The sequence below is a fragment of the Micromonospora sp. CA-269861 genome (genome assembly GCF_050948505.1).
Lineage (GTDB): Bacteria > Actinomycetota > Actinomycetes > Mycobacteriales > Micromonosporaceae > Micromonospora.
On the sequence record NZ_CP192014.1, the window covers coordinates 1,763,761 to 1,783,536 of the forward strand.

Below are 19,776 nucleotides of genomic sequence, written 5' to 3' on the forward strand. Positions count from 1 at the left end.
TCGGGGCCGTGGCATATGGTCGCGAGATGGCGGGCACCAAGGCAGCGGTCACCGAGGTCGAGGTGGCCGGGCACAGCGTACGGCTGAGCAGTCCGGACCGGGTGATCTTCCCGCAGCGGGGGTTCACCAAGGCGGACGTCTTCCACTACTACCTCGCGGTCGGCGACGGGATCATGCGCGCCCTGCGGGACAGGCCGACCACCCTGCAGCGCTTCCCCGAGGGCGTCGAGGGTGAGGCGTTCTTCCAGAAGCGGGTGCCCACCCGCGGGGTGCCGCCCTGGGTGACGACCGCCCAGATCACCTTCCCGAGCGGCCGGAACGCGGCGGAGCTCTGCCCGGCCGATCTGGCGCACGTTGCCTGGGCAGCGCAGATGGGCACCATCGTCTTCCACCCGTGGCCCGTGCGGGCCGCCGACGTCGACCGCCCCGACGAGCTGCGCATCGACCTGGACCCGCAGCCCGGCACCGACTTCGCCGACGCGGCGCGGGCGGCGGGCGAGGTCCGCGCGCTCCTCGACGAGCTGGGCGCGACGGGCTGGCCGAAGACCTCCGGCGGCCGGGGCGTGCACGTCTACCTGCGCATCCAACCCCGCTGGACGTTCACCGAGGTGCGCCGGGCCACCATCGCGCTGGCCCGCGAGGTGGAGCGCCGCAACCCCGACCTGGTCACCACCGCCTGGTGGAAGGAGGAGCGCGGCACCCGGGTCTTCGTCGACTTCAACCAGATGGCGCGCGACCGGACAATCGCCTGCGCGTACTCGCTGCGGGCCAACGCGCGGGCCACCGTCTCGACCCCGGTCACCTGGGACGAGCTGCCCGACGTCGACCCGGACGACTTCGACCTGCGCACCGTGCCGGCCCGGCTCGCCGAGCGTGGTGATCCGCACGCCGGCATCGACGACGCACCGTGGGACATCACGCCGCTGCTGGAGTGGGCCGACCGCGACGCCGCCGCCGGCCAGGGCGACCTGCCGTACCCGCCGGACCACCCGAAGATGCCCGGCGAGCCCAAGCGGGTGCAGCCCAGCCGCGCCAAGCGCCCTCCCGAGGAGGAGAGCGCCTGAGCGCGCCGGCTGCCGGGCTGCCCGGGGCCGTCCCCGGGTAACCCGATGGTCTGCTACCCCTGCGGATTGCAGGGGTTGAACATCTTGGGATGGATCGGCCTGCCGGCGGCCACCGTGTCGGCGATCTCCCAGAAGCCCTCCGCCCAGTAGCCGCCCTTGTCGATCTGCTGGAGCGCCTTCCACGTGTGACTGCTGCGCAACGCGTCAGCCGCCCGCCGGAGAGCCGCGTCGTCGCCACTCTTCTTCGCGCGCGTCCATTCGGTGATCCACGCGCAGCCGACCGGGCCGAGCACCTGGATGCCGAACTGGTCGGCGTCGTTGACGCCTTCGACGTTCAGCGTGGCGGGGTCGAAGCCCGGGGGGAGCGGCACGTCGGCGAGCACCGCGGCCGTCCGCTCGTTCACCCGCCCCGGCGTGACGATCTCCGCCGGAAGTGCGGCCAGCCACGTACGGGCGTCGACGCGGACCACGCTGGCGAGCACCCGGTCGAAGTCGGCGCGCGTGTAGGCGCTCGCGGTGCGCACCTCGACCATGGACCCGTCGCGAGGCTGGAGAATGACTTCGAACTCGCGCGCGTTGTATCGGAACAGGTCACCGGGCCAGCTGTCGACCTGCACCGACTCCGGCTCGCTGACCTGGAGCCGATCCTTGTAGCGCCCGTCGTACTCGCTGGCCTCGTACCAGCTCATTCTGATGCTTTGCGCACCGTTGCTGTAGGTGATGCTGCCCTCCCGCTTGGCGAACCCGTCCGCGCTGGTCGCCTTCCAGCCGGGCTGGTCGACCAGCAGCCGCGGGTTCTCCTCGGCGGCCTTGAGCACCATCGCCGAATAGGAGGTCGTTCCCGGGGTCTCGGCGGTCGAAGACGTTTTCGGGAACGCCTCGTGGCCCCCGGGCTGGTCGGTCTTCACCACCGAGATGCCGATGGCGACGGCGAGTACGGCGGCGGCGACACCTGCGGTGGCGAGTCCGCCCATCAGACGGCGGCGCGGTCGGTGCCGCCGGCCCGGGGGCTCGGTGACGGATTCGAGGATCGGCGTGGACATGATCTCCTCCAGGAGGTCCTGTGCGACCCCGTCGAGGCTGGCGATGACATCGGGTCGGTACGGGTCGGCGTCGCGGATCCTCCGGTCGAGCTGTTCGTCGGTCATCTGCCCTCCTCAGGGGTGCGTACGGCCATGACGTCGAGTACATGTCCGGGTGGGCCGAGGCCGTCACCGACGAGGTCCCGTAACCGGGCTCGGGCGCGGGACAGCCGCGTCCGGACGGCGGCCGGGTTCAGCTGGAGAACCACGGCGATCTCGCGTGGCTCCAGCCCCTCCCAGAAGGTCAGCATCAGCACCTCCCGGTCCACCTCGTTGAGCCGGGCCAGCGCGGCCCGGACGGTGAGCCGTTCGGGCACCTCGCTGCCTGGGTCGACGGCAAGGGCCGCCCGGAAGCGTTGCCGCAGACGGTCACCCAGCCGCCCCCGGCGGGCCCCGCCACGGTGGTGATTGGCCAGCACCCGGCGGGCCACGCCGTGCAGCCACAACCGGACCTCGGCCTCCGGCGGCATCTCGCGGCTGCGCCGCCACGCCACCAGGAAGGTCTCGGCGACTATGTCGGCCGCGTCCTCTGGCTGCTCGACGCGCCGCATCGCGTACGCCAGCAGTGGCTCGAAGTTGACCGCGTAGACGCGTCGGAAGCGTTCCTCGTGCTCAGTCCCGGAGCTCACGTCTACTCCATGTCCGGATCGGCACCCGCCGTGACAGCCGAACAGTCAGGGCACGCGATCCGTCGATGTCACGGGCGAGGTGAACGGTACCGTCCACATCGTGAGCGGCTGAGCCGGTGGAGGCCGCACCCCTGGCCTGCTCGCCGAATACTGACACGGAAAACTGTCGTACACCTGTCCTAAAATCTAGTGGTGATCGAAGCGTTGGCGCAGGCGGACAGTGGGGTGGCGACCTGCGCCGACACCACCGTCTGGGCTCTCTCCGAGCATGAGCTGATCGCAGCGCTCGACGCCACGCACCGGCTTCAGCAGCGGCTGTCCGCCGTGCAGTTGGCGGTCGTACGGGAGTTGGATGGTCGGGGCACGCCGGTCGCGCAGGGCGCCGCCTCGACGGCGGTGTGGTTGCGCCACCGTCTGCGACTCGATATCTCGGCCGCCCGTCGGTTGGTCGATCTCGCCGCCTCGGTCGATGCCGCACCACCCGCCGTGCGGGAGGCCCTGGCGGCTGGGCTGGTCAGCACCGAACAGGCCCGGGTCATCGCCGACACGGCCGCCACGGTGTCGACAACGGCGGGCGCCGAGGTGGCCGACAAGGCCGTCGGCGTGCTGATGGAGTGGGCGGAGCAGTTCGACCCCGCCCTGCTGCGGCGAATGGGCACCCGGATCCTCGACCACGTCGCCCCCGAGCACGCCGACGCCGCCGCTGCGGCAGCCCTCGATGCCGAGGCCGCCCGGGCGGCTCGCGATCGGCACGTCACCATCTCCGAGCAGGCCGGTGGGCGGCTCCGGCTCAGCGGCACCCTCGACGCGGAAGCCGCGGCACTGTTGCGTGCCGTCATCGACCCGCTCAGCGCACCCTGCGGGCCCGACGACACCCGCTGCGCCGGGCAGCGTCGCCACGATGCCCTCGCGGACGTGTGCCGGCTCGCCGTGCGCACCGGTGAGCTGCCCGAGAGCGGCGGCGACCCCGCGCAGCTCGTGGTCACTGCCGACTACGACGGACTGACCCGGCAGTTGGGCGCGGGCACCCTCGACATCGGCCTGCGACTCACCCCCGACACGGTGCGCCGGCTCGCCTGCGACGCCGCCATCCTGCCCGCCGTGCTGGGTGGCGCCGGTCAGGTCCTCGACGTGGGCCGACAACGCCGTCTCGTCACTGGGCCGCTGCGTCGGGCCCTTGTGCTGCGCGACGGCGGCTGTGCCTTCCCGGGCTGTGACCGGCCACCCCGCTGGTGCGCCGCCCACCACATCCGGCACTGGGCCGACGGTGGCACGACCAGCCTCGACAACGCGGTGCTGCTCTGCGGTCACCACCACCGGCACGTCCACCAAGCCGAGTGGGCGGTCCGGCTGGGCCACGACGGGCGCCCGGAGTTCGTTCCGCCGGCCTGGCTCGATCCCGAGCAGATCCCGCGCCGCAACCACTACCACCGCCGAACGTAGCCAACTGGCGGAGGGCTCGTCACCGTTGGCTCACCGTTCCGCCGGATCGCGGCGGCAAGAGGAACCACGTCGATGTGAGCTGCGCAACTGCCGTCGCTATCGGCCGCAGATCTCGCGCACGCACTCGGTGCCAAGCCGCCGCGCCGGGTGTGCGCATCGGCGTCGACCGAGCCAGTTGACGTTGTCGATACCCTGCGGGGGTCGGTCGGGGGAGAGGTCGCTGATGCTGAAGGACGTCACGTCGATCCGTGTGGTCGCCTACTTCCCGTGTCAGCTGTCAGCCGAGACCAACTCCCAGCCTGATGCGCTGCTGCCGCGCTGGACGGTCACCGACGGCCTCGCCGACCTCGCGTTGCAGCCCTACGGTCAGCGTCTGCTCGACGAGCTGCTGGGCAGCATGCCGCGGCCCACCACGGAGATCAGCGGTGGCCCGGAGATCCTGCGGACCGCCGGAGAGGAGATCGAGGCGACGCTGGTGCCCACCACGGCTTCTGGCGCCTGGCAGGTCGTCTCCGCCCGGGTCAGCCTCTGGAACGTCGACTGTGGTCTCCTGTGCATCACCTACCAACTCCCGGACGGCATCGTCAGCGGCACCGACGACGTGGTCGCCGAGGTTGCCCCGCCGGTGCAGCGGATGGTGCCCGCGGTGACCCGGCTCCTGCGCGCTGTCCTGCCGGCGCCGGTCGGTGCGGACGAGGTGTTCGTCCTCTGGGCCAACACCACCTTCGCCGTCCGCGTTGACCCGGACTGCGATCCGGCGCGGCGGCGTGCCATCGCTGAAGAGTTGACCCCGGACGGCGTGGACTGCACGCCCGACGGGGCCCGGGACGGCGTGCTGCGGGTCGGCTCGCACACCACGGCGGTGGTCAGTGACTTCGGGTCCCGCCCGGCCCTTCTGTTGTCGCGGCTGACCGGGGTACATCACGTCTGCTGGGCTGCGGCGCTGCGCTACGACGCGGTGCTGTCGGCGGAGCTGTCCCAGATCGACCCGGGGCGCGCGGACGTGTCGATGAGCGCTCTCGAAGAGCAGGCCAAACGCATCCTTACCGGTTATCACCGCATCCGCCTGTTCCGGCTCGGATACTCGTCGGTGGAGGCTCACCTCGACGCGGCCGGCGGCACGGTCTGGAACGCGCTGGAGCAGCAGTGGAAGTTCCGGCTCGTCCTCACCACGCTGGACGAGCGGCTCGACTTCGTCCGTACGTTGCACCAACAGTTGGTCGGCCGCCTCCAGGATCGCCGTTCCCGCCTGCTCAACGAACTGGTGCTGGCGTTCACGTTCCTCAACATCTTCGCCATCGTGCTCGCCGCGCTGACCTTCGTGGCCCTCCCGAGCCTCGACGTGGGACTTCTGGCCGCGACGATCGGGCTGGTGATGCTGTTCGTGAACCTGAGCGCGTACCTCGTCTTTCGGCGGCAGATCAACGACCCGAGCCGGAACGCGGGTGTCTGACCCGGCGGTTAGCCTGCCGGCATGACGAGCGCTGAGCTGGATGAGTTGGTCGTCGCGGACGCCGACGCGTTGCGTGCCTGGTTGTCGGCCCACCACGCCGCGTCGCCCGGCGTCTGGCTCGCCCTGACCAGGAAGGGCGGCACGGTCACGACGTTGACCTGGCAGCAGGCGGTCGACGAGGCGCTGTGTTTCGGCTGGATCGACGGGCAGGCCCGCAAACGGGATGAGGAGTCCTCCTGGATCCGGTTCACCCCGCGCCGATTGCGCAGCTCCTGGTCTCAACGCAACGTCGCGAACGTCGCCCGGCTGGAGGAGCGGGGGCGGATGCAACCGTCGGGCCGCGCGGCGGTGGACGCGGCGAAGGCGGACGGGCGGTGGGCGGCGGCCTACGCCCCGCCGTCCGAGGCCGAGGTGCCGGCCGACCTGCTCGCCGCCATCGCCGCCGAGCCGGCCGCCCAGGCGATGCTCGACGTCCTCACCAAGGCCAACCGGTTCGCCCTCATCCATCGCCTCAACGCCGTCAAGCGCGCCGAGACGCGCGAACGCAAGATCGGCGAGTTTGTCGCCATGCTGGCCCGGCACGAGACGATCTACCCCCAGAAGGCGAGGCCGTCGTCCGGTCCGACGCTGTCGTGAGCGGAAGCCGACGTTCGGGCAACCGATTGACTTTCGATAGGTAGCGAGCGAAACTCGATGCATGGTTACGGAGCATCGAGCGGTTGCCGCTCTCAGAGTTTTCCTCGTGGTGCTGTTCGGGGTCCTGGTCCTGTTTCAGACCTTCTCCCTGCCCGGGCAGTTCGCCCACATGGCAGCGGAATCGCCGCAGGACGCCCACCTGCGGTGGCCGGCCACGGTGGTGGCGGTGTTCTGGGTGCTGTGCGTCCAGGTCGTCATCGTCGCGACGTGGCAGTTGCTCAGCCTGGTCAAGAGTGACCGCATCTTCACCGAAGCGTCCCTGAAGTGGGTGGACGCGATCGTGTGGGCCATCGCCGCCGCGTGGCTGGTGCTCGTGGGTGTCTTCCTCTACGTCGGGTTCAACGCGGACGACCCGGGTCTGCCGCTGCTGCTGTTCCTGCTGACGGTGGGCGTCAGCGTGCTGGGGCTCCTCATGGTGGTGATGCGGGCGCTGTTGCGGCAGGCCACCACGCTGCGCACCGACATGGAAGCGGTGATCTGATGCCCATCATCGTCCGTATCGACGTGGAGTTGGCCAAGCGCAAGATGAGCGTCGGTGAGTTCGCCGAGCGCGTCGGGCTCACACCTGCCAACGTGGCGGTGCTGAAGAACGGCCGCGCCAAGGCGGTCCGCTTCAGCACCCTCGAAGCGATGTGCCGAGTGCTCGACTGCCAGCCCGGAGACCTGCTGGAGTGGGTCGAGGAGGAGACCTCATGAAGTACATCCTGACCGTCGCCGCCGTTCTCGTGGTCGCGCTCGGCGTCGCCGGCATCGTGCACGGGGAGGCCGACGACTCGCCGGGCCTCCAGCTCCTGGGCGTCGTACTCGTGATCGGCGCGGTGGCGTTCGGCATCCGCAACCTTCGGGGCGGCAGTTAACCGCTCAGCCGCGCGGGCCGGCCTGAGCTGACCCCTCTCCCAATAACGATCATGTAACGGGCGCGAACCTTTCCCGGTGGGTGGCCTGTCTTGATGGTCGTCGGCCCGCCGGGGCCAGGGGAGGCGTCGGATGAAGCTGGTGTGGAGGCGGGCCCGCGAGGCGCGAGGGTTGCTGGTCGCGGCGGTGATCGCTGCCCTCGTCGCCGTCGCGTTGGTCACGGGGCTGTCCGACTACAACCGTCGGGCGGTGGACGCCGGGCAGCGGGCTCTGATCGCCGCCTCGCCCGCCGAGGAGCGCGGCCTTCTGGTCAGCGGCTCGGGTGGGCGGGACGCGGCCGAGTTCACAAGCCGTGACAAGGCGGTCCGAGCCGAGTTCGCCACCGGCCTCGGCGGCGTCCCGGTCAGTGTCACCGCCGCCCGTTACGGCACCGGCCGGGAGCTGACCGGCGACCTCGGGCAGATCCCGCGTACGGCCGACGAACCGGTCTTCGCGAGCCTGGCCACCCTCGACGACCTCACCGACCACGCGGAGCTGACCAGCGGCGCGTGGCCCCGCCCCGGGGCGAACCCCGTTCAGGTGAGCCTGCCCGAGCGGGTCGCCGGCGCCCTGGGCCTGACCGTCGGCGAACGCGTCCCGGTACGCGACCGGGCCACCGAACGACGGGGGGAGCTGGTGCTCGCCGGCACCTGGCGGCCCCGCGACCCGGCGGACACGTACTGGCTGCTGGCACCCGGGGTGGGCGCGGGCAGCGTCGGCTCCGGCACCTCGTACGGGCCGTTCACGCTCGACCCGGCCGACTTCGCGGCCACCTTCCCGGGCTCGGTGTCGGCGACCTGGCTGGCCCAACCGGACCTCGGTGGCGTCGACACCGCCGACCTGCCCGCCGTTCGGAAAGCCCTCACCGAGGCGGTCACGGCCGCGCCCGAGGCCGCCCAACTGGGCAGCTCCGGGCAGACGATGACCAAGATGCCGCAACTGCTGGACCGGATCGCCCGCGCCGACCTGGTGGGTCGCTCGTCGCTGGCAACCCCGCTGCTGCTCATCCTGGTGCTCGGTGGATACGCGTTGGTGCTGGTCGCCGCGCTGCTGCACGAGGACCGCCGCCCACAGACCGCGCTCCTGCGCGCCCGTGGCGCCGCCCGTCGGCAGTTGGCCGGCCTGGCCGCCCGGGAGGCGACCCTGGTGGTCGCCCCGGCCGCCGTGCTCGGTCCGCTGATCGCCGGCGAGGCGCTGCGGTACGTCCGACCCGGCGGGTCGGGTGACCTCTCCACCGCCGGCGGCAACACCACACTGGTCTGGGCGGCGGCAGCGGCCACCGCAGCCGGCTGCCTCGTCGCCATGGTCCTACCGACCCTGCGCGGCGCCGGGACGTACGTCGCCGACATGGCGGCCCGATCCCGGCCGAACCGGGCCGCGAGCGTCCAACGCGCCAGCGTCGACCTGGTGCTCGTGGCGCTGGCCGTGCTCGCCTGGGTGCAGCTACGCCGGTACGCCTCCCCACTGGCCGGCTCGGGCGGCCAGCTCGGGCTCGACCCGCTGCTGGTCGCCGCCCCGACGCTCGGCGTGCTGGCCGGTGCCGTGCTGGCGCTGCGGGTGCTCCCGCCGCTCACCCGGTTCGCGGAGCGGTTCGTCGACAGACGTCCCTGGACCGCCACCATGTTCGGCATGTGGCAGGCCGGGCGGCGCCCGCACGCCGGCCCGGTCCTGCTGCTCGCCCTCGCCGTCGGCGGCAGCACCCTGGCCTGGTCCCTGATCAGCACCGGGGAGCGGTCCCAGGTCGAGCAGGCCGGACACACGGTCGGCGCCGACCTGCGGGTGACCGAACGGGACGGAGGCGCCCCACCCACCCGGGCCGGTGAGCTCGCCGCGCTGCCGAGCGTGGACCGCGTGCTGCCGGCGTGGCGGGACGAGATCCGGGTCGGGCGGGAGAACGTGCCGGCGACCGTGATCGGTGTTGACCCGGCCAGTGCCCCGGGCGTCGTTCGGCTCGCCGACCGCCTCGGCGACGGATCGGCGTCGCAGCAGTACCGGAGGATGGTCGGCGCGCGGGGCGCGCCCGCCGGCGTCGAACTGCCCGCCGGGGCGCGTGCTGTCACCGGCACGATCCGTACCCCGGTGAGCAACGCCGCCCGGTCGCTGAAGGTCGCGGTGACGCTGCTGGTCACCACCCCCGACGGGCTCGCCCTGCGGCTGCCGGCGGCTGACGCCGACGGCGACGGGCGCGCCACCCCGTTCACCGTGCGACTGCCCGACCTGGGCGGGGCGCGGCTGCGGCTGGCCGGCTTCGAGGCCGACGGCGGGTTGGCCGCCGGCAACTCCTACCGGCTCCAGGTGGACGGGCTGACGGTGGTCAACGCCGACGGCACGAACCGACCGGCCGAACTGGGCGGCGACTGGACGATGACGGTCCCCGGGCGGGAGCCCACGCCGCTGCGGACCACCGGCACCGGGTTCGCCGCGGACCGCTCGGTCGAGGTGATTCCCGGCGGGCAGTTCGCGTACCAGCCGCCCACCCGTTTCGCCGTCGTGCCGGGCGGAGACAACAGGCCCGTACCGGTGCTGATGACCCCCGGGGTCGTCAACGCGCTGAGCCTGCGCGTCGGCGACACCGTCGACCTGACCCTCTCCGGGGCGACGCTGCCGGTGCACCTGGTCGGGGAGCTGGCCGCCGTGCCGGCCACCACCGGGGAAGGCGTCCTGCTGGACCTGCCGGCCGCGGTCGACGCGATGATCCGGAGCAGCGGCGCCGTGCGCCCCGTACCGGAATGGTGGGTCGCCGCCGGCGACGCTGACGCCGCGGCCCAGGCGGCCAGCGCGCTCCCGGGCGTCACAGTGCTCAACCGGGAGGCGGCGATCGAGGCGGCCGCCGACGACCCGTACTGGCGCGGCTCGCGTACGGGAATGCTCGCCGCCGCGCTCGGCGCGGTGCTGCTGGCCCTCGTCGGACTGATGGTGGACGTGTGGGCCACCGCCCGGCGTCGGCTCGGTGAGTTCGCGGTCCTGCACACACTCGGCGCCACGCCCCGGCTGATGGCCCGGGCGCTGCTGGCCGAACAGACGTTCCTCGCCGGCATCGGCGTGGGCGTCGGGCTGATACTCGGCACCGCGGTCGGCGCGACGATGGCCCCACTGGTCATCCTCACCCCGGCCGCCGGCCGGCCGACACCCCCGGCGGCATTCGTGCTGCCCTGGGTGCCGATCGGCCTGACCGCTGTCGGTCTGCTGTTGGCGGCGCTCGCCTTCAGCGCGTTCATCGCCACCGGCATCCGTCAGCGGGTGGCGGCGGTGCAGCTGCGAATCGGGGGAGAACGATGAGCGTCGGGGCAGCCGTCCGGCGGGTCCGGGCGTACGGGGGGCAGTTCCTGCTGCTGGCGGTGCTGACCCTGGTGGTCACGCTGCTGATCAGCGGAGTGCCCCGACTGGTCAACCGGCTCGCCGAACAGGGGCTGCGGGCGCAACTCAACAGCGAGCCGGCCGCCCGCCGGGACCTCTCGTACACCACCAGCCCGGGGGCCGCGACGGCGCGGCGGACGGCGATGGGCGACGCTGCCGAACGGTTCGACGCCCTGGCCGCCGAGATGCCGCCGAAGGTGCGTTCGGCGGTGACCGAGCGGTGGTACAGCGTCGAGACCACGGCAACCCGCGTGGTCGGGCCGGACCTGAAGGCCCGCAACCTGCTTGTCGACATGGGCCTTCGGGCGATGCCCGACATCCAGGGCGCGAGCACCCTCGTCGAGGGGACGTGGCCGAGCGAGACCTACGTTCCCGACCGGCCGATCGAGGTGGCGCTCGACGTCGACGTGGCCCGCAAGCTCAACCTGCGCGCCGGCAGCCAACTGCGCATCGGCAACACCGATGACAAGGGCAGACTCGTCGACGGCGCCCCGCTGGCGGTGACCGGGCTGTTCCGCCCCGTCGACCGCGCGAACGGTATCTGGGACGGGCTCCCACAGCTGCTGCGGATCATCGAACCGCGCGGCGACGGCGAGCCGTTCGTCATCGTCGGCGTGGTCGCGCAGTCGCCCCTCAACAAGCGGGCCGCCGCGGGCTGGCCGATCCAGTCCAGCTGGCGGTACCGACTGGGCGTCGACCGGATCGACGCACGCGAGCTGGACCAGCTGATCGACGGCCTTCAGGTGATGGAGCGCAACCAGCCGGCGGGGATCACCCTGACCCAGGGCGTCGACGTTCCGTTGCGCGCGTTCGCCGCCCAGATCGACGCTGTCCGGACCCTGCTCGCGGTGATCGCGGCCGGCGTCCTGGCCACCCTGGCGGGGCTCATCGTGCTGGCGGCCAGTCTCGCCACCAGACGGCGTCGCTCGGAGTTCGCGCTGCTGCGCGCCCGTGGGGGCGGGGCCACCGCCGGCGCCCGGCGCAGCCTCGCCGAGTCGGTGCTCGTGGTGCCGGTCGCCGCCGTGCTGGGTTGGTGGCTGGGCACGCTGTTCCCCGGTGCCCCGGATCCGACCACGCCGTACGTCATCGCGGTGACCGTGCTCGTCACGCTGGCACTGCCGTTGGCGACGCTGGCCGTACCGGCCGGAGGGGCGGCGCGCCGGGACCTGATCCGGGTACGTCCGTCGGCCCGTCGGATCACCGTCGAGGTCTCCCTGCTGCTCCTGGCCGGGCTCGCCGCGGTGCTGCTGCGCCGGCGTGGTCTGACCCTCGGCGAGGTGGACCCACTGCTCGTGTCGGTGCCCGTGCTGCTCGCGGTCGCGGCGGCGGTGCTGGCGCTGCGGGCGTACCCCTGGCCGTTGTTGCTCGTCAGCCGGCTGGCCGCGCGGACCCGGGGGAGCGTGGCCTTCCTCGGCACGGCCCGCGCCGGCCGCGCGGCGGTCGCCGCCCCGCTGGTCGTGGTGGTGCTGGCGATCGGCACCGCGGCGTTCTGCGCGGTCGTGGCCGCCGGTGTCGACGCGAGCCGGGAACGGGCCGCCGCGCAGATCGTGCCCGCCGACGCGGTGATCCGCGGGGAGCGCTTCGCACCCGACACCCTCGACGAGGTGGGCCGTCTGCCGGGGGTCCAGGCCGTCACGCGGGTGCTGTACGAGGACGACGAGCGGCTGGCGTCCGACGAGCTCGGCACCGACGCCTCCATCGAGCAGACGGACGTGCTGTTGATCGACGGCTCGGGGTTGGACACGGTGGCCCGCGACTCGCAGGTGGACCTGCCGGTTCCGGCCGCGCTGCGCACCGCCGGGCCCGGCCCGGGGCCGCTGCCGGCGATCGTCTCACCGGCGGTCGCTGCCGATCTGGCGAAGGCCGGGCTGGACGACTCCGCCTTCATCTCGGTGCAGGGCCAGCGGTACGAGTTCCGGGTGGCCGGCACCGCTGACGGGTTCCCACTGCTGGCGGCGAACGCCAGCCGGTTCGTGATCCTGCCCTGGCAGGCCCTGCCGACGCGGAACACCACACCCGTGCCGACCAGCCTGCTGATCGCCGGGGACCCGCTGGACGCCGAGGCGCTGCGCGTCGCCGGCGACCAGGGGCAGGAGCGCTACCAGCGGGACGGCACGGTGACCGGTCGGGAACGTCCGATCGGGGTCACCGTCGACACCCGTGCGGACGTCCGCCGGGATCTCGGCGAGGGCGGGGCCAACGGGGTGCTGGCCTTCGGATTCGTGGCCGGCGCCGCCGGCGGCACCCTGCTCGGGCTGCTGGCCATCGCGTTCACCGTGCTGGCCGGCGCGCGCGCCCGGGGCCAGGTGCTGTCCCGGCTGCGCACCCTCGGCCTGTCCCGCCGGCAGTGGCGAGGGCTGTTGCTTGTCGAGTTGACCCCGCTGGTCGCGGTGTCGGTGCTGACCGGCGCGCTGGTCGGCGCGGTGCTGCCCCTGCTGCTCAACCCGGTGCTCGGCCTGTCCGCGTTCACCAGTGGTGTGCCCGTCCGGGTGGCTTTCGAGCCCAGCCTGGTCGCCGCGGTGCTCGCGCTCGGGGCGGTCGCCCTCGGCTTCGCGGTCGCCGTCGAGGCCCTGAACAACCGCCGGTTGCGCCTCGGAGAGGTGCTTCGGCTCGGAGAGGAGAGCTGAGATGACCGCTACCGCCCAGACTCCACTGGTGCCTGACCTGGCCGCCCTGCAACAGCGGGCAGCGCAACGCGCCGCCGAGCGGGCCGGCGGGCAGGACCGCCTACGCGGGCACATCGTCTGCGACGGCCTGGTGCGCATCTTCAAGACCGAGGGGGTGGAGGTGGTCGCCCTGCAGGGGCTCGACCTGGTCATCGACCGGGGCGAGCTGGTGGCGATCGTCGGTGCGTCCGGTTCGGGCAAGTCGACCCTGCTCAACATCCTCTCCGGCCTGGACACGCCGACCGCCGGTATCGCCCGGGTGGCCGACTACGACCTGCTCTCGCTGTCCGCGAAGCGACGGCTGAGCTACCGGCGGCAACTGGTCGGGTTCGTCTGGCAGCAGACCGGCCGCAACCTGCTTCCGTACCTCAGCGCGCTGGAGAACGTCGAGCTGCCGATGCAGTTGGCCGGCAAGCGCAGCCGCAAGGCCCGCCGGGAGCGGGCCCGGGAACTGCTCGACCTGGTCGGCGTGGGCTACTGCGCCGATCGGCGGCCGGGGCAGCTCAGCGGCGGCGAGCAGCAGCGGGTAGCGGTGGCGGTGGCGGTGGCCAACGACCCGGAGGTGCTCTTCGCCGACGAGCCGACCGGTGAGCTGGACGAGGCGACCGGCGCGGATGTCTTCGCGGCGCTGCGCACCATCAACGCGGAACTGGGCGTGACCATCGTGGTCGTCACCCACGACCACGCCGTGGCCACGCAGGTCCGCCGGACCGTCGCGATCCGCGACGGCCGGACCGCCTCCGAGGTACGCCGGACCGCGCGGATCGACGCGGACGGCAACACCGAGCTGGTCAGCGAGGAGTACGCGGTGCTGGACCGGAACGGTCGGATGCAGCTGCCGGCGGCGTTCGTCGACGCGCTCTCGCTGAAGGAGCGGGTCCGGCTCGACCTGGAGCCGGACCATGTGCAGGTACGGCCCGGCAACCGGGCCTCGGACGAGCGGGGGGCGCGGGCATGAGCCGGCAGAACATGGTGGTGACCGGCGCGGCCGGGTTCGGCGGTGCGCACCCCGACGAGGTGGTCCGGGTCAGTGGGGTCAGCCGGACCTTCGGCCGGGGTGAGCACGCCGTGCACGCGGTGCGGGACGTCTCGTTCACCGCCAACCGGGGTGAGTTGGTCGCCATCCGAGGTCGGTCCGGAGCCGGCAAGACCACGTTGCTGAACCTGATCGGCGGGCTGGACCGGCCGGACAGCGGTCAGGTGGTGGTGGCCGGGCACGAGGTGACCTCCGCCGGGGAGGCGGAGCTGCTGCGGCTGCGCCGGGGCACTGTCGGGTTCGTGTTCCAGACCTTCGGGCTGGTGCCGATCCTCTCCGCCGCCGAGAACGTGGGAGTGCCGTTGCGGCTGGCCCAGGTGCCGGCCGCGGAGCGGGAAGAGCGCGTCGCTGTGCTGCTGGAACTGGTCGGCCTGGGCGGGCACGCCGCGCAGCGCCCGTACGAGCTCTCCGGCGGCCAGCAGCAACGGGTCGCGGTGGCCCGGGCGTTGGCCAACGAGCCGGACCTGCTCATCGCCGACGAGCCCACCGGCCAGCTCGACTCGGAGACCGGCCGGTCCATCATGGACCTGCTGCGCGCGGTGGTGCACGCCCGCGGCATGACCGCCCTGGTGGCCACGCACGACCCGGCCCTGATCGACCTCGCCGACCGGGTGCTGGTCCTGCGCGACGGCCGCCTGGTCGACGGCTGACCGTTGCCGAACGACTGATCGCGAAGGGTCGGGCGACGGGTGGTCGGGCGACGGGTGGTCGGGCGACGGATGGTGGTCGCGCTCGCTGTGGAGCTGTCGCGCTCGCTGTGGAGCTGATGTCGTAAACGAATCGCCGGACGGTGACTCGTCTACGACATCAGCTCCACAGCGTTTGTACGGCGGTAGGACAAGGACGTTTCCCTACTGCGTCTGGTCAGGCCGGTCATGGTCGCGCCGGTCGGTGCGTTTCTGGCCGTCCGGAAGGGATCCGGCGAGCGGGATCAGCAGACAGGCCAGCAGCGCGAGGAGAAGACCGACGCCCGGCCCGGTCGAGATCAACTCGTGTTCGACGTAGGGGTCCTCGGCCTTGAAATACCAGTACGTCCCGGTGATGCTGCCGCAGGCGAGCACGGGCAGCGCCCAGCCGAGCACCTTCGAACCCGCAGTGGTATCCGTCCGGTCCAGGTAGACACTGCGCCAGGCGGGCAGCCAGAACGCGACGACGAGCAGGAGGACGCCGACCGCCAGGAGCGCCGATCCAGTCTGCCGCCAGGGCGGGCGCGACGGTGCGGCGTCGGGCATGGTCGGCCTGCTCATGGCAGCGAACGTAACCCGGTCGGGGCGACCCCCGCTGCCCCCGCCGGGTGGGGGCGTGACGCCGGCTCAGAGCGGGAGCTTCATGCCCTCGTGGCTGGCCACGAAGCCGAGGCTCACATAGAAGCGGTGCGCGTCCTGGCGGGTCTTGTCGGTGGTGAGCTGCACCAGCGCGCAGCCGCGCTGCCGGGCCTGGTCGACCGCCCAGGTCATCAGGTCCCGGCCCAGACCCTGGCCACGCCGGTCGGAGCGGACCCGGACCGACTCGATCAACGATCGCTCGCTGCCGTGCCGACCCAGGCCGGGGATGTAGGTGATCTGCAGGCAACCGACGAGGTCGCCGGCCTGCTCGGCCACGATCAGCTGGTTGCGCGGGTCCGCGTCGATGGCGGCGAACGCCCTCTCGTACGCCTCGTCGACCTCGGTGAAGTCGCGGGCCTTGCCCAGAACGTCGTCGGCGAGCAGGGCGATGACGGCGGGCAGGTCAGCCCGGACCGCCTCCCGGTAGATCACGTCGCTCATGCTGGTGATCCTGGCACAGCGAAACCGGCGAATGGGTCGGTGCCGGTTGCGGGCAACGGGCAGCATGGGGCGGCATGGAGCTTGTGCTGCTGCCGTTCCGCTGGATCTACCGGGCGTTGGTGTGGTTCGCCAACTCGCCCCGCACGCTGATCACCTCGTACCTGCTGATGATCGTGGTCGCCGGGGTCATCTACGGGGAGGTCGAGGAGCGCAGCCCGGCCGACGCCGTCTGGTGGGCGGTGGTGACCGCCTCCACCGTCGGGTACGGCGACATCTCGCCGACCACCTGGGCCGGCCGGACGCTGGCCGCGCTGCTCATCTCGACAATGGTCCTGCTGGTCATCCCGCTGATCACCGCGCACTTCGCGAGCCGGTTGATCGTCGACGACGACGCCTTCGAGCATGAGGAGCAGGAGCAGCTCAAGGCCGACGTGCGCCGGATGCGGGCGCTGCTGGAGGAGTTGGCCGCCCGACAGGGGATCGAGGTGCCCGCGCTGCCGCCGACTCGGCCGGTCAGCGGGGCGGGCAGCGCAGGCCCTCCCGAGGGACCGTCAGGTCGAGCAGGTAGGCGTCGACCGCGTTGGTGATGCAGGACGTCTGCGGGTACGCGGTGTGCCCCTCGCCCTCCCAGGTCAGCACCCGACCGACGCCCAGCATCGACGCGAGCCGTGGGGTCTGCTCGTACGGAGTCGCCGGGTCGCCGGTGGTGCCGACCACCACGATCGGCGGTGCGCCGTTCGCCTTGCCGGTCGGGTACGGGTCACGCCCGCCCGGCCACTCGACGCAGCTCAACATGCCGACCGCCAACGCCGGCCCGAACAGCGGGTATTTTCCGCGCCACTCGGACTGCAACTGCCGGATCTGCGCCCGGCTCGGCTTCTCCGTCTCGTCGGCGCAGTTGATGGCCAGGTTGGCGTCGAACAGGTTCGAGTAGTGCCCGTCGTCCTCCCGGCCGGCGTACGCGTCGGCGAGCCGGAACACGTCCTTCGGGTCGCCCTCGGCCAGCTTGTCGATCGCCTGGGCCAGCTCCTGCCAGCCGGATTCGGTGTAGAGCGAGGAGATGACCGCGTAGAACACCCAGCCGGCGGTGGCCTCCCGCCCGTCGGCGCCGCGTACCGGGGAGACCTTGGCCTTGTCGATGGCCGAGGTGACCGCGGCGCGTGCGTCCGGAGCGATCGGACAGCGGCCGGCGTTCGCCGCACACCAGCGGGTGAAGTTGGTGAAGGCCCGTTCGAAGCCACGGGCCTGGCTCTCCGAGCCCTCGACCAGCCGCTGCTGCGGGTCGACCGCCCCGTCGAGCACCAGCGCCCGCACCCGCTGCGGGTAGAGCTGGGCGTACGTGGCACCGAGCAGGGTGCCGTAGGAGTAGCCCAGGTAGGTGAGCTTGTCGTCGCCCACGGCGGCGCGGACCGCGTCCATGTCGCGGGCGGCCTGCTCGGTGCCGTACAGCGGCAACTGGTCGCCGTAACGATCGCCGCAGCCGCGCCCGATCCGCTGGCTCAGGCCGACGAAACCGTCGAATGCCGACTGACTCGCCGGGTCCGGGTCGAAGCCGAAGCTGGCGTCCAGGTCGGCGTCGGAGATGCACTTCACCGGGCTGGACCGGGAGACCCCGCGCGGGTCGAAGCCGACGATGTCGAAGCGCTCGGTGATTGAGGCGGGCAGACCGCCGAACTGGGGGCCGAAGGAGAGGTAGACGGCGGTGTCGACGCCGGAGCCACCCGGCCCGCCCGGGTTGACCACCAGTGAGCCCACCCGGTCGCGCTGCTTCGTCGACCGGGCGCGCAGCAGGGCGATCTCGAAGGTCTGCCCGGCGCCCGGGCCGGCGCTCGGCCCGCCGCCGGTGCCCCAGTCGCGGGGCACAGCGATCCGGGTGCACTCGTAGCGCATGTTCGGTGCGCTTCGCCCGACCAACTCGTCGGGCACCTCCGGGCAGGGCCGCCAGGTCGGTGCGCTGCCGGTCGGGGCGGCCGCGCCCTCCACTTCGGTGCGCGGCGCGAACGCCGGCAGCGTGCAGCCGGCGGTGAGCAGCGCGGCGACGCCGAAGGCGGCCAGAGTGCGACGGACCCGGCGGCTGGTCGCCATCCGAGGCTGGTCGGCGGTGCGGGTCACGTGGTCCTCCGGGATCGGGTCGACGGCCAGGCTACGCCGAGCCGGTGGCGGCTCGGTCCACGGTGGCCGTCGGGTCGCCGCGCAGCACCTGGTCCACGTCGAAGCGGATCGGCCGGTCGAGCTGGTCGTAACGGCAGGAGCGGGGGTCGCGGTCCGGACGCCAACGAACGAACTGGGCGGTGTGCCGGAACCGTTCGCCCTCCATCGCGTCGTAGCCCACCTCGACCACCAGCTCCGGGCGCACCGGCTCCCACTCCAGGTTCTTCGTGCCGGTCCACCGGCTCACCCCACCCGGAATGCGTTGGCCACGCTCGTGGTCGCCGTGCACCCACGGGTGCTCGCCCCCGATGTCCCGATAGGGCGCCAGCTCGTCGAGCAACTCGGCACGGCGGGCCATGCTGAACGACGCGCTGACGCCCACGTGGTGCAGGACCCCGGCGTCGTCGTACAGGCCGAGCAGCAGCGAACCCACCACCGGGCCGGACTTGTGCCAGCGGAAGCCGGCCACCACCGCGTCCGCGGTGCGGGCGTGCTTGACCTTGAACATCAGTCGCTTGCCCGGCTCGTACGGCAGGTCGGCCGGCTTGACGATCAAACCGTCCAGCCCGGCGCCCTCGAAGACGTCGAACCAGCGGCGCGCGGTGTCCGGATCGGTGGTGACCTGGGTGACGTGCACCGGCGGGCGCACCCCGGCCAGCGCCTCGACCAGCCGCTCCCGGCGGCGCGGGTAGGGCTGGTCGAGCAGCGCCTCGTCACCGATCGCCAGCAGGTCGAACGCGACGAAGTCGGCCGGGGTGGTCTCGGCCAGCATCTTCACCCGGGACGCGGCCGGGTGGACGCGCTGGGCCAGCAGCTCGAAATCCAGCCGGGGCTGGCCGCTCGGCCCGTCGCGCCGAATCACGATCAGCTCCCCGTCGACAGCGCACCGCTCCGGCAGCTGCCGGCGGGCCTGCTCGACAACCTCGGGGAAGTAGCGGGTCATCGACTTGCCGCCCCGGCTGGCCAACTCGACCTCGTCGCCGTCGCGGAACACGATGCACCGGAACCCGTCCCATTTGGGCTCGTAGGTCACCCCGGGGGTGGTGGGCAGCTTGGGAACGCTCTTGGCCAGCATCGGCTCGACCGGCGGGTTGATCGGCAGGTCCACGCCGACCAGTCAATCAGACGGTGCCGACAGTCGTGAGGCAGATCACCGTGAGTGCCGGGGCGGCGTGTCCGCCCACGCGTCGCTCGTCCCGACCGGGCGAATCGAATAACCCCAGGTCAGAGCTACTTTCACGAGGTGTCCGAGTGGGTCTGCGACTGCTGCGGGCGGTGGCGGGTGAGCGTCGAGCTGATCCGGGGCCGCTACCGCTTCCGGCTGACCCGCCGCTACCCCGAGCGGTTCGGCGGCGGCCGGAACGTGCTCGGCGAGGTCGGTTCGGTGCCGGAGCTGGAGGAGTTGCTGCGTCGGCGTACCCCGCTCACTCTGGCCGACCTGCGCGAGGCCGCCTGATCCGCGTGGCGGGCGGTGTGCGGCCGGGAGCTACCGGCTGCCAGGCCTGGTCAACCTCCACTCAGGAGGGACGGACGGGATCG

The 19,776-nt window shown here is 72.4% G+C and carries 19 protein-coding genes; 13 read left to right on the forward strand and 6 right to left on the reverse strand.

The window, feature by feature from the left end; translation table 11 throughout:
• Positions 1-26: 26 nt before the first annotated feature.
• Positions 27-1,064, forward strand: coding sequence for a non-homologous end-joining DNA ligase (gene ligD, locus ACQP0U_RS08115; protein ID WP_433317150.1), 1,038 nt, complete (start codon positions 27-29; stop codon positions 1,062-1,064).
• Between the two features lie 53 nt (positions 1,065-1,117).
• Here ligD and ACQP0U_RS08120 read toward each other — a convergent pair whose 3' ends face one another.
• Positions 1,118-2,212 (reverse strand): hypothetical protein, encoded by a 1,095-nt coding sequence (locus ACQP0U_RS08120; RefSeq protein ID WP_433317152.1) that lies wholly within the window; start codon positions 2,210-2,212, stop codon positions 1,118-1,120.
• A complete protein-coding gene (locus ACQP0U_RS08125; protein ID WP_433317155.1) occupies positions 2,209-2,775 on the reverse strand; it encodes an RNA polymerase sigma factor in 567 nt (188 codons plus the stop codon). Before ACQP0U_RS08125 ends, ACQP0U_RS08120 begins: the two co-directional genes overlap by 4 nt.
• A 192-nt stretch (positions 2,776-2,967) precedes the next feature.
• On the opposite strand from ACQP0U_RS08125, the gene ACQP0U_RS08130 reads away from it, so the two are divergent.
• The 10 genes from ACQP0U_RS08130 (at position 2,968) to ACQP0U_RS08175 (ending at position 14,970) form a co-directional block, all read left to right on the forward strand.
• Positions 2,968-4,218 (forward strand): DUF222 domain-containing protein, encoded by a 1,251-nt coding sequence (locus ACQP0U_RS08130; protein WP_433317156.1) that lies wholly within the window; start codon positions 2,968-2,970, stop codon positions 4,216-4,218.
• 223 nt (positions 4,219-4,441) lie between these two features.
• Positions 4,442-5,671, forward strand: a complete 1,230-nt coding sequence (locus ACQP0U_RS08135; RefSeq protein WP_433317158.1) for a hypothetical protein — start codon at positions 4,442-4,444, stop codon at positions 5,669-5,671.
• A gap of 21 nt (positions 5,672-5,692) precedes the next feature.
• On the forward strand, positions 5,693-6,307 hold the full coding sequence (locus tag ACQP0U_RS08140; RefSeq protein ID WP_433317160.1) for a YdeI/OmpD-associated family protein: 615 nt from the start codon (positions 5,693-5,695) through the stop codon (positions 6,305-6,307).
• Positions 6,308-6,413: 106 nt separating this feature from the next.
• The gene (locus ACQP0U_RS08145) at positions 6,414-6,848 is read left to right on the forward strand and encodes a DUF2975 domain-containing protein (protein ID WP_433317161.1); all 435 of its coding nucleotides are present in this window, start codon (positions 6,414-6,416) and stop codon (positions 6,846-6,848) included.
• Positions 6,848-7,063 carry a helix-turn-helix domain-containing protein gene (locus tag ACQP0U_RS08150; protein WP_363751703.1) on the forward strand — a complete coding sequence of 72 codons (216 nt, stop codon included), beginning with the start codon at positions 6,848-6,850 and terminating at the stop codon, positions 7,061-7,063. Before ACQP0U_RS08145 ends, ACQP0U_RS08150 begins: the two co-directional genes overlap by 1 nt.
• On the forward strand, positions 7,060-7,224 hold the full coding sequence (locus ACQP0U_RS08155; protein ID WP_433317164.1) for a hypothetical protein: 165 nt from the start codon (positions 7,060-7,062) through the stop codon (positions 7,222-7,224). The genes ACQP0U_RS08150 and ACQP0U_RS08155 overlap by 4 nt, the downstream gene beginning before the upstream one ends.
• A 130-nt stretch (positions 7,225-7,354) precedes the next feature.
• The gene (locus ACQP0U_RS08160; RefSeq protein WP_433317166.1) at positions 7,355-10,540 is read left to right on the forward strand and encodes an FtsX-like permease family protein; all 3,186 of its coding nucleotides are present in this window, start codon (positions 7,355-7,357) and stop codon (positions 10,538-10,540) included.
• Entirely contained in the window at positions 10,537-13,245 is a 2,709-nt protein-coding gene (locus tag ACQP0U_RS08165; protein WP_433317168.1) for an FtsX-like permease family protein, read from the forward strand. Before ACQP0U_RS08160 ends, ACQP0U_RS08165 begins: the two co-directional genes overlap by 4 nt.
• 1 nt (position 13,246) lies before the next feature.
• Complete coding sequence (locus ACQP0U_RS08170; protein WP_433317171.1) at positions 13,247-14,242, forward strand: ABC transporter ATP-binding protein; 996 nt, start codon at positions 13,247-13,249, stop codon at positions 14,240-14,242.
• A complete protein-coding gene (locus tag ACQP0U_RS08175) occupies positions 14,239-14,970 on the forward strand; it encodes an ABC transporter ATP-binding protein (protein WP_433317173.1) in 732 nt (243 codons plus the stop codon). Before ACQP0U_RS08170 ends, ACQP0U_RS08175 begins: the two co-directional genes overlap by 4 nt.
• Before the next feature lie 201 nt (positions 14,971-15,171).
• On the opposite strand, the gene ACQP0U_RS08180 is transcribed toward ACQP0U_RS08175, so the two are convergent.
• Together ACQP0U_RS08180 and ACQP0U_RS08185 are read right to left on the reverse strand one after the other, a co-directional pair.
• A complete protein-coding gene (locus ACQP0U_RS08180; RefSeq protein WP_433317175.1) occupies positions 15,172-15,567 on the reverse strand; it encodes a hypothetical protein in 396 nt (131 codons plus the stop codon).
• Between the two features lie 66 nt (positions 15,568-15,633).
• The gene (locus ACQP0U_RS08185) at positions 15,634-16,086 is read right to left on the reverse strand and encodes an N-acetyltransferase family protein (RefSeq protein ID WP_433317176.1); all 453 of its coding nucleotides are present in this window, start codon (positions 16,084-16,086) and stop codon (positions 15,634-15,636) included.
• A gap of 74 nt (positions 16,087-16,160) precedes the next feature.
• Here ACQP0U_RS08185 and ACQP0U_RS08190 point away from each other — a divergent pair, with 74 nt between their 5' ends.
• A complete protein-coding gene (locus tag ACQP0U_RS08190) occupies positions 16,161-16,673 on the forward strand; it encodes a potassium channel family protein (protein WP_433317179.1) in 513 nt (170 codons plus the stop codon).
• Here ACQP0U_RS08190 and ACQP0U_RS08195 read toward each other — a convergent pair.
• Positions 16,600-18,171: an alpha/beta hydrolase gene (locus ACQP0U_RS08195; protein WP_433320699.1), complete on the reverse strand. Its 1,572-nt coding sequence runs from the start codon at positions 18,169-18,171 to the stop codon at positions 16,600-16,602. The two genes, ACQP0U_RS08190 and ACQP0U_RS08195, sit on opposite strands and share 74 nt — an antisense overlap.
• A 58-nt stretch (positions 18,172-18,229) precedes the next feature.
• A complete protein-coding gene (locus ACQP0U_RS08200) occupies positions 18,230-19,345 on the reverse strand; it encodes an ATP-dependent DNA ligase (RefSeq protein ID WP_091400688.1) in 1,116 nt (371 codons plus the stop codon).
• 135 nt (positions 19,346-19,480) lie between these two features.
• Between ACQP0U_RS08200 and ACQP0U_RS08205 the strand changes: the two genes are divergently transcribed.
• Positions 19,481-19,693 (forward strand): hypothetical protein, encoded by a 213-nt coding sequence (locus ACQP0U_RS08205; protein WP_124858806.1) that lies wholly within the window; start codon positions 19,481-19,483, stop codon positions 19,691-19,693.
• The last annotated feature ends 83 nt before the right edge of the window (positions 19,694-19,776 follow it).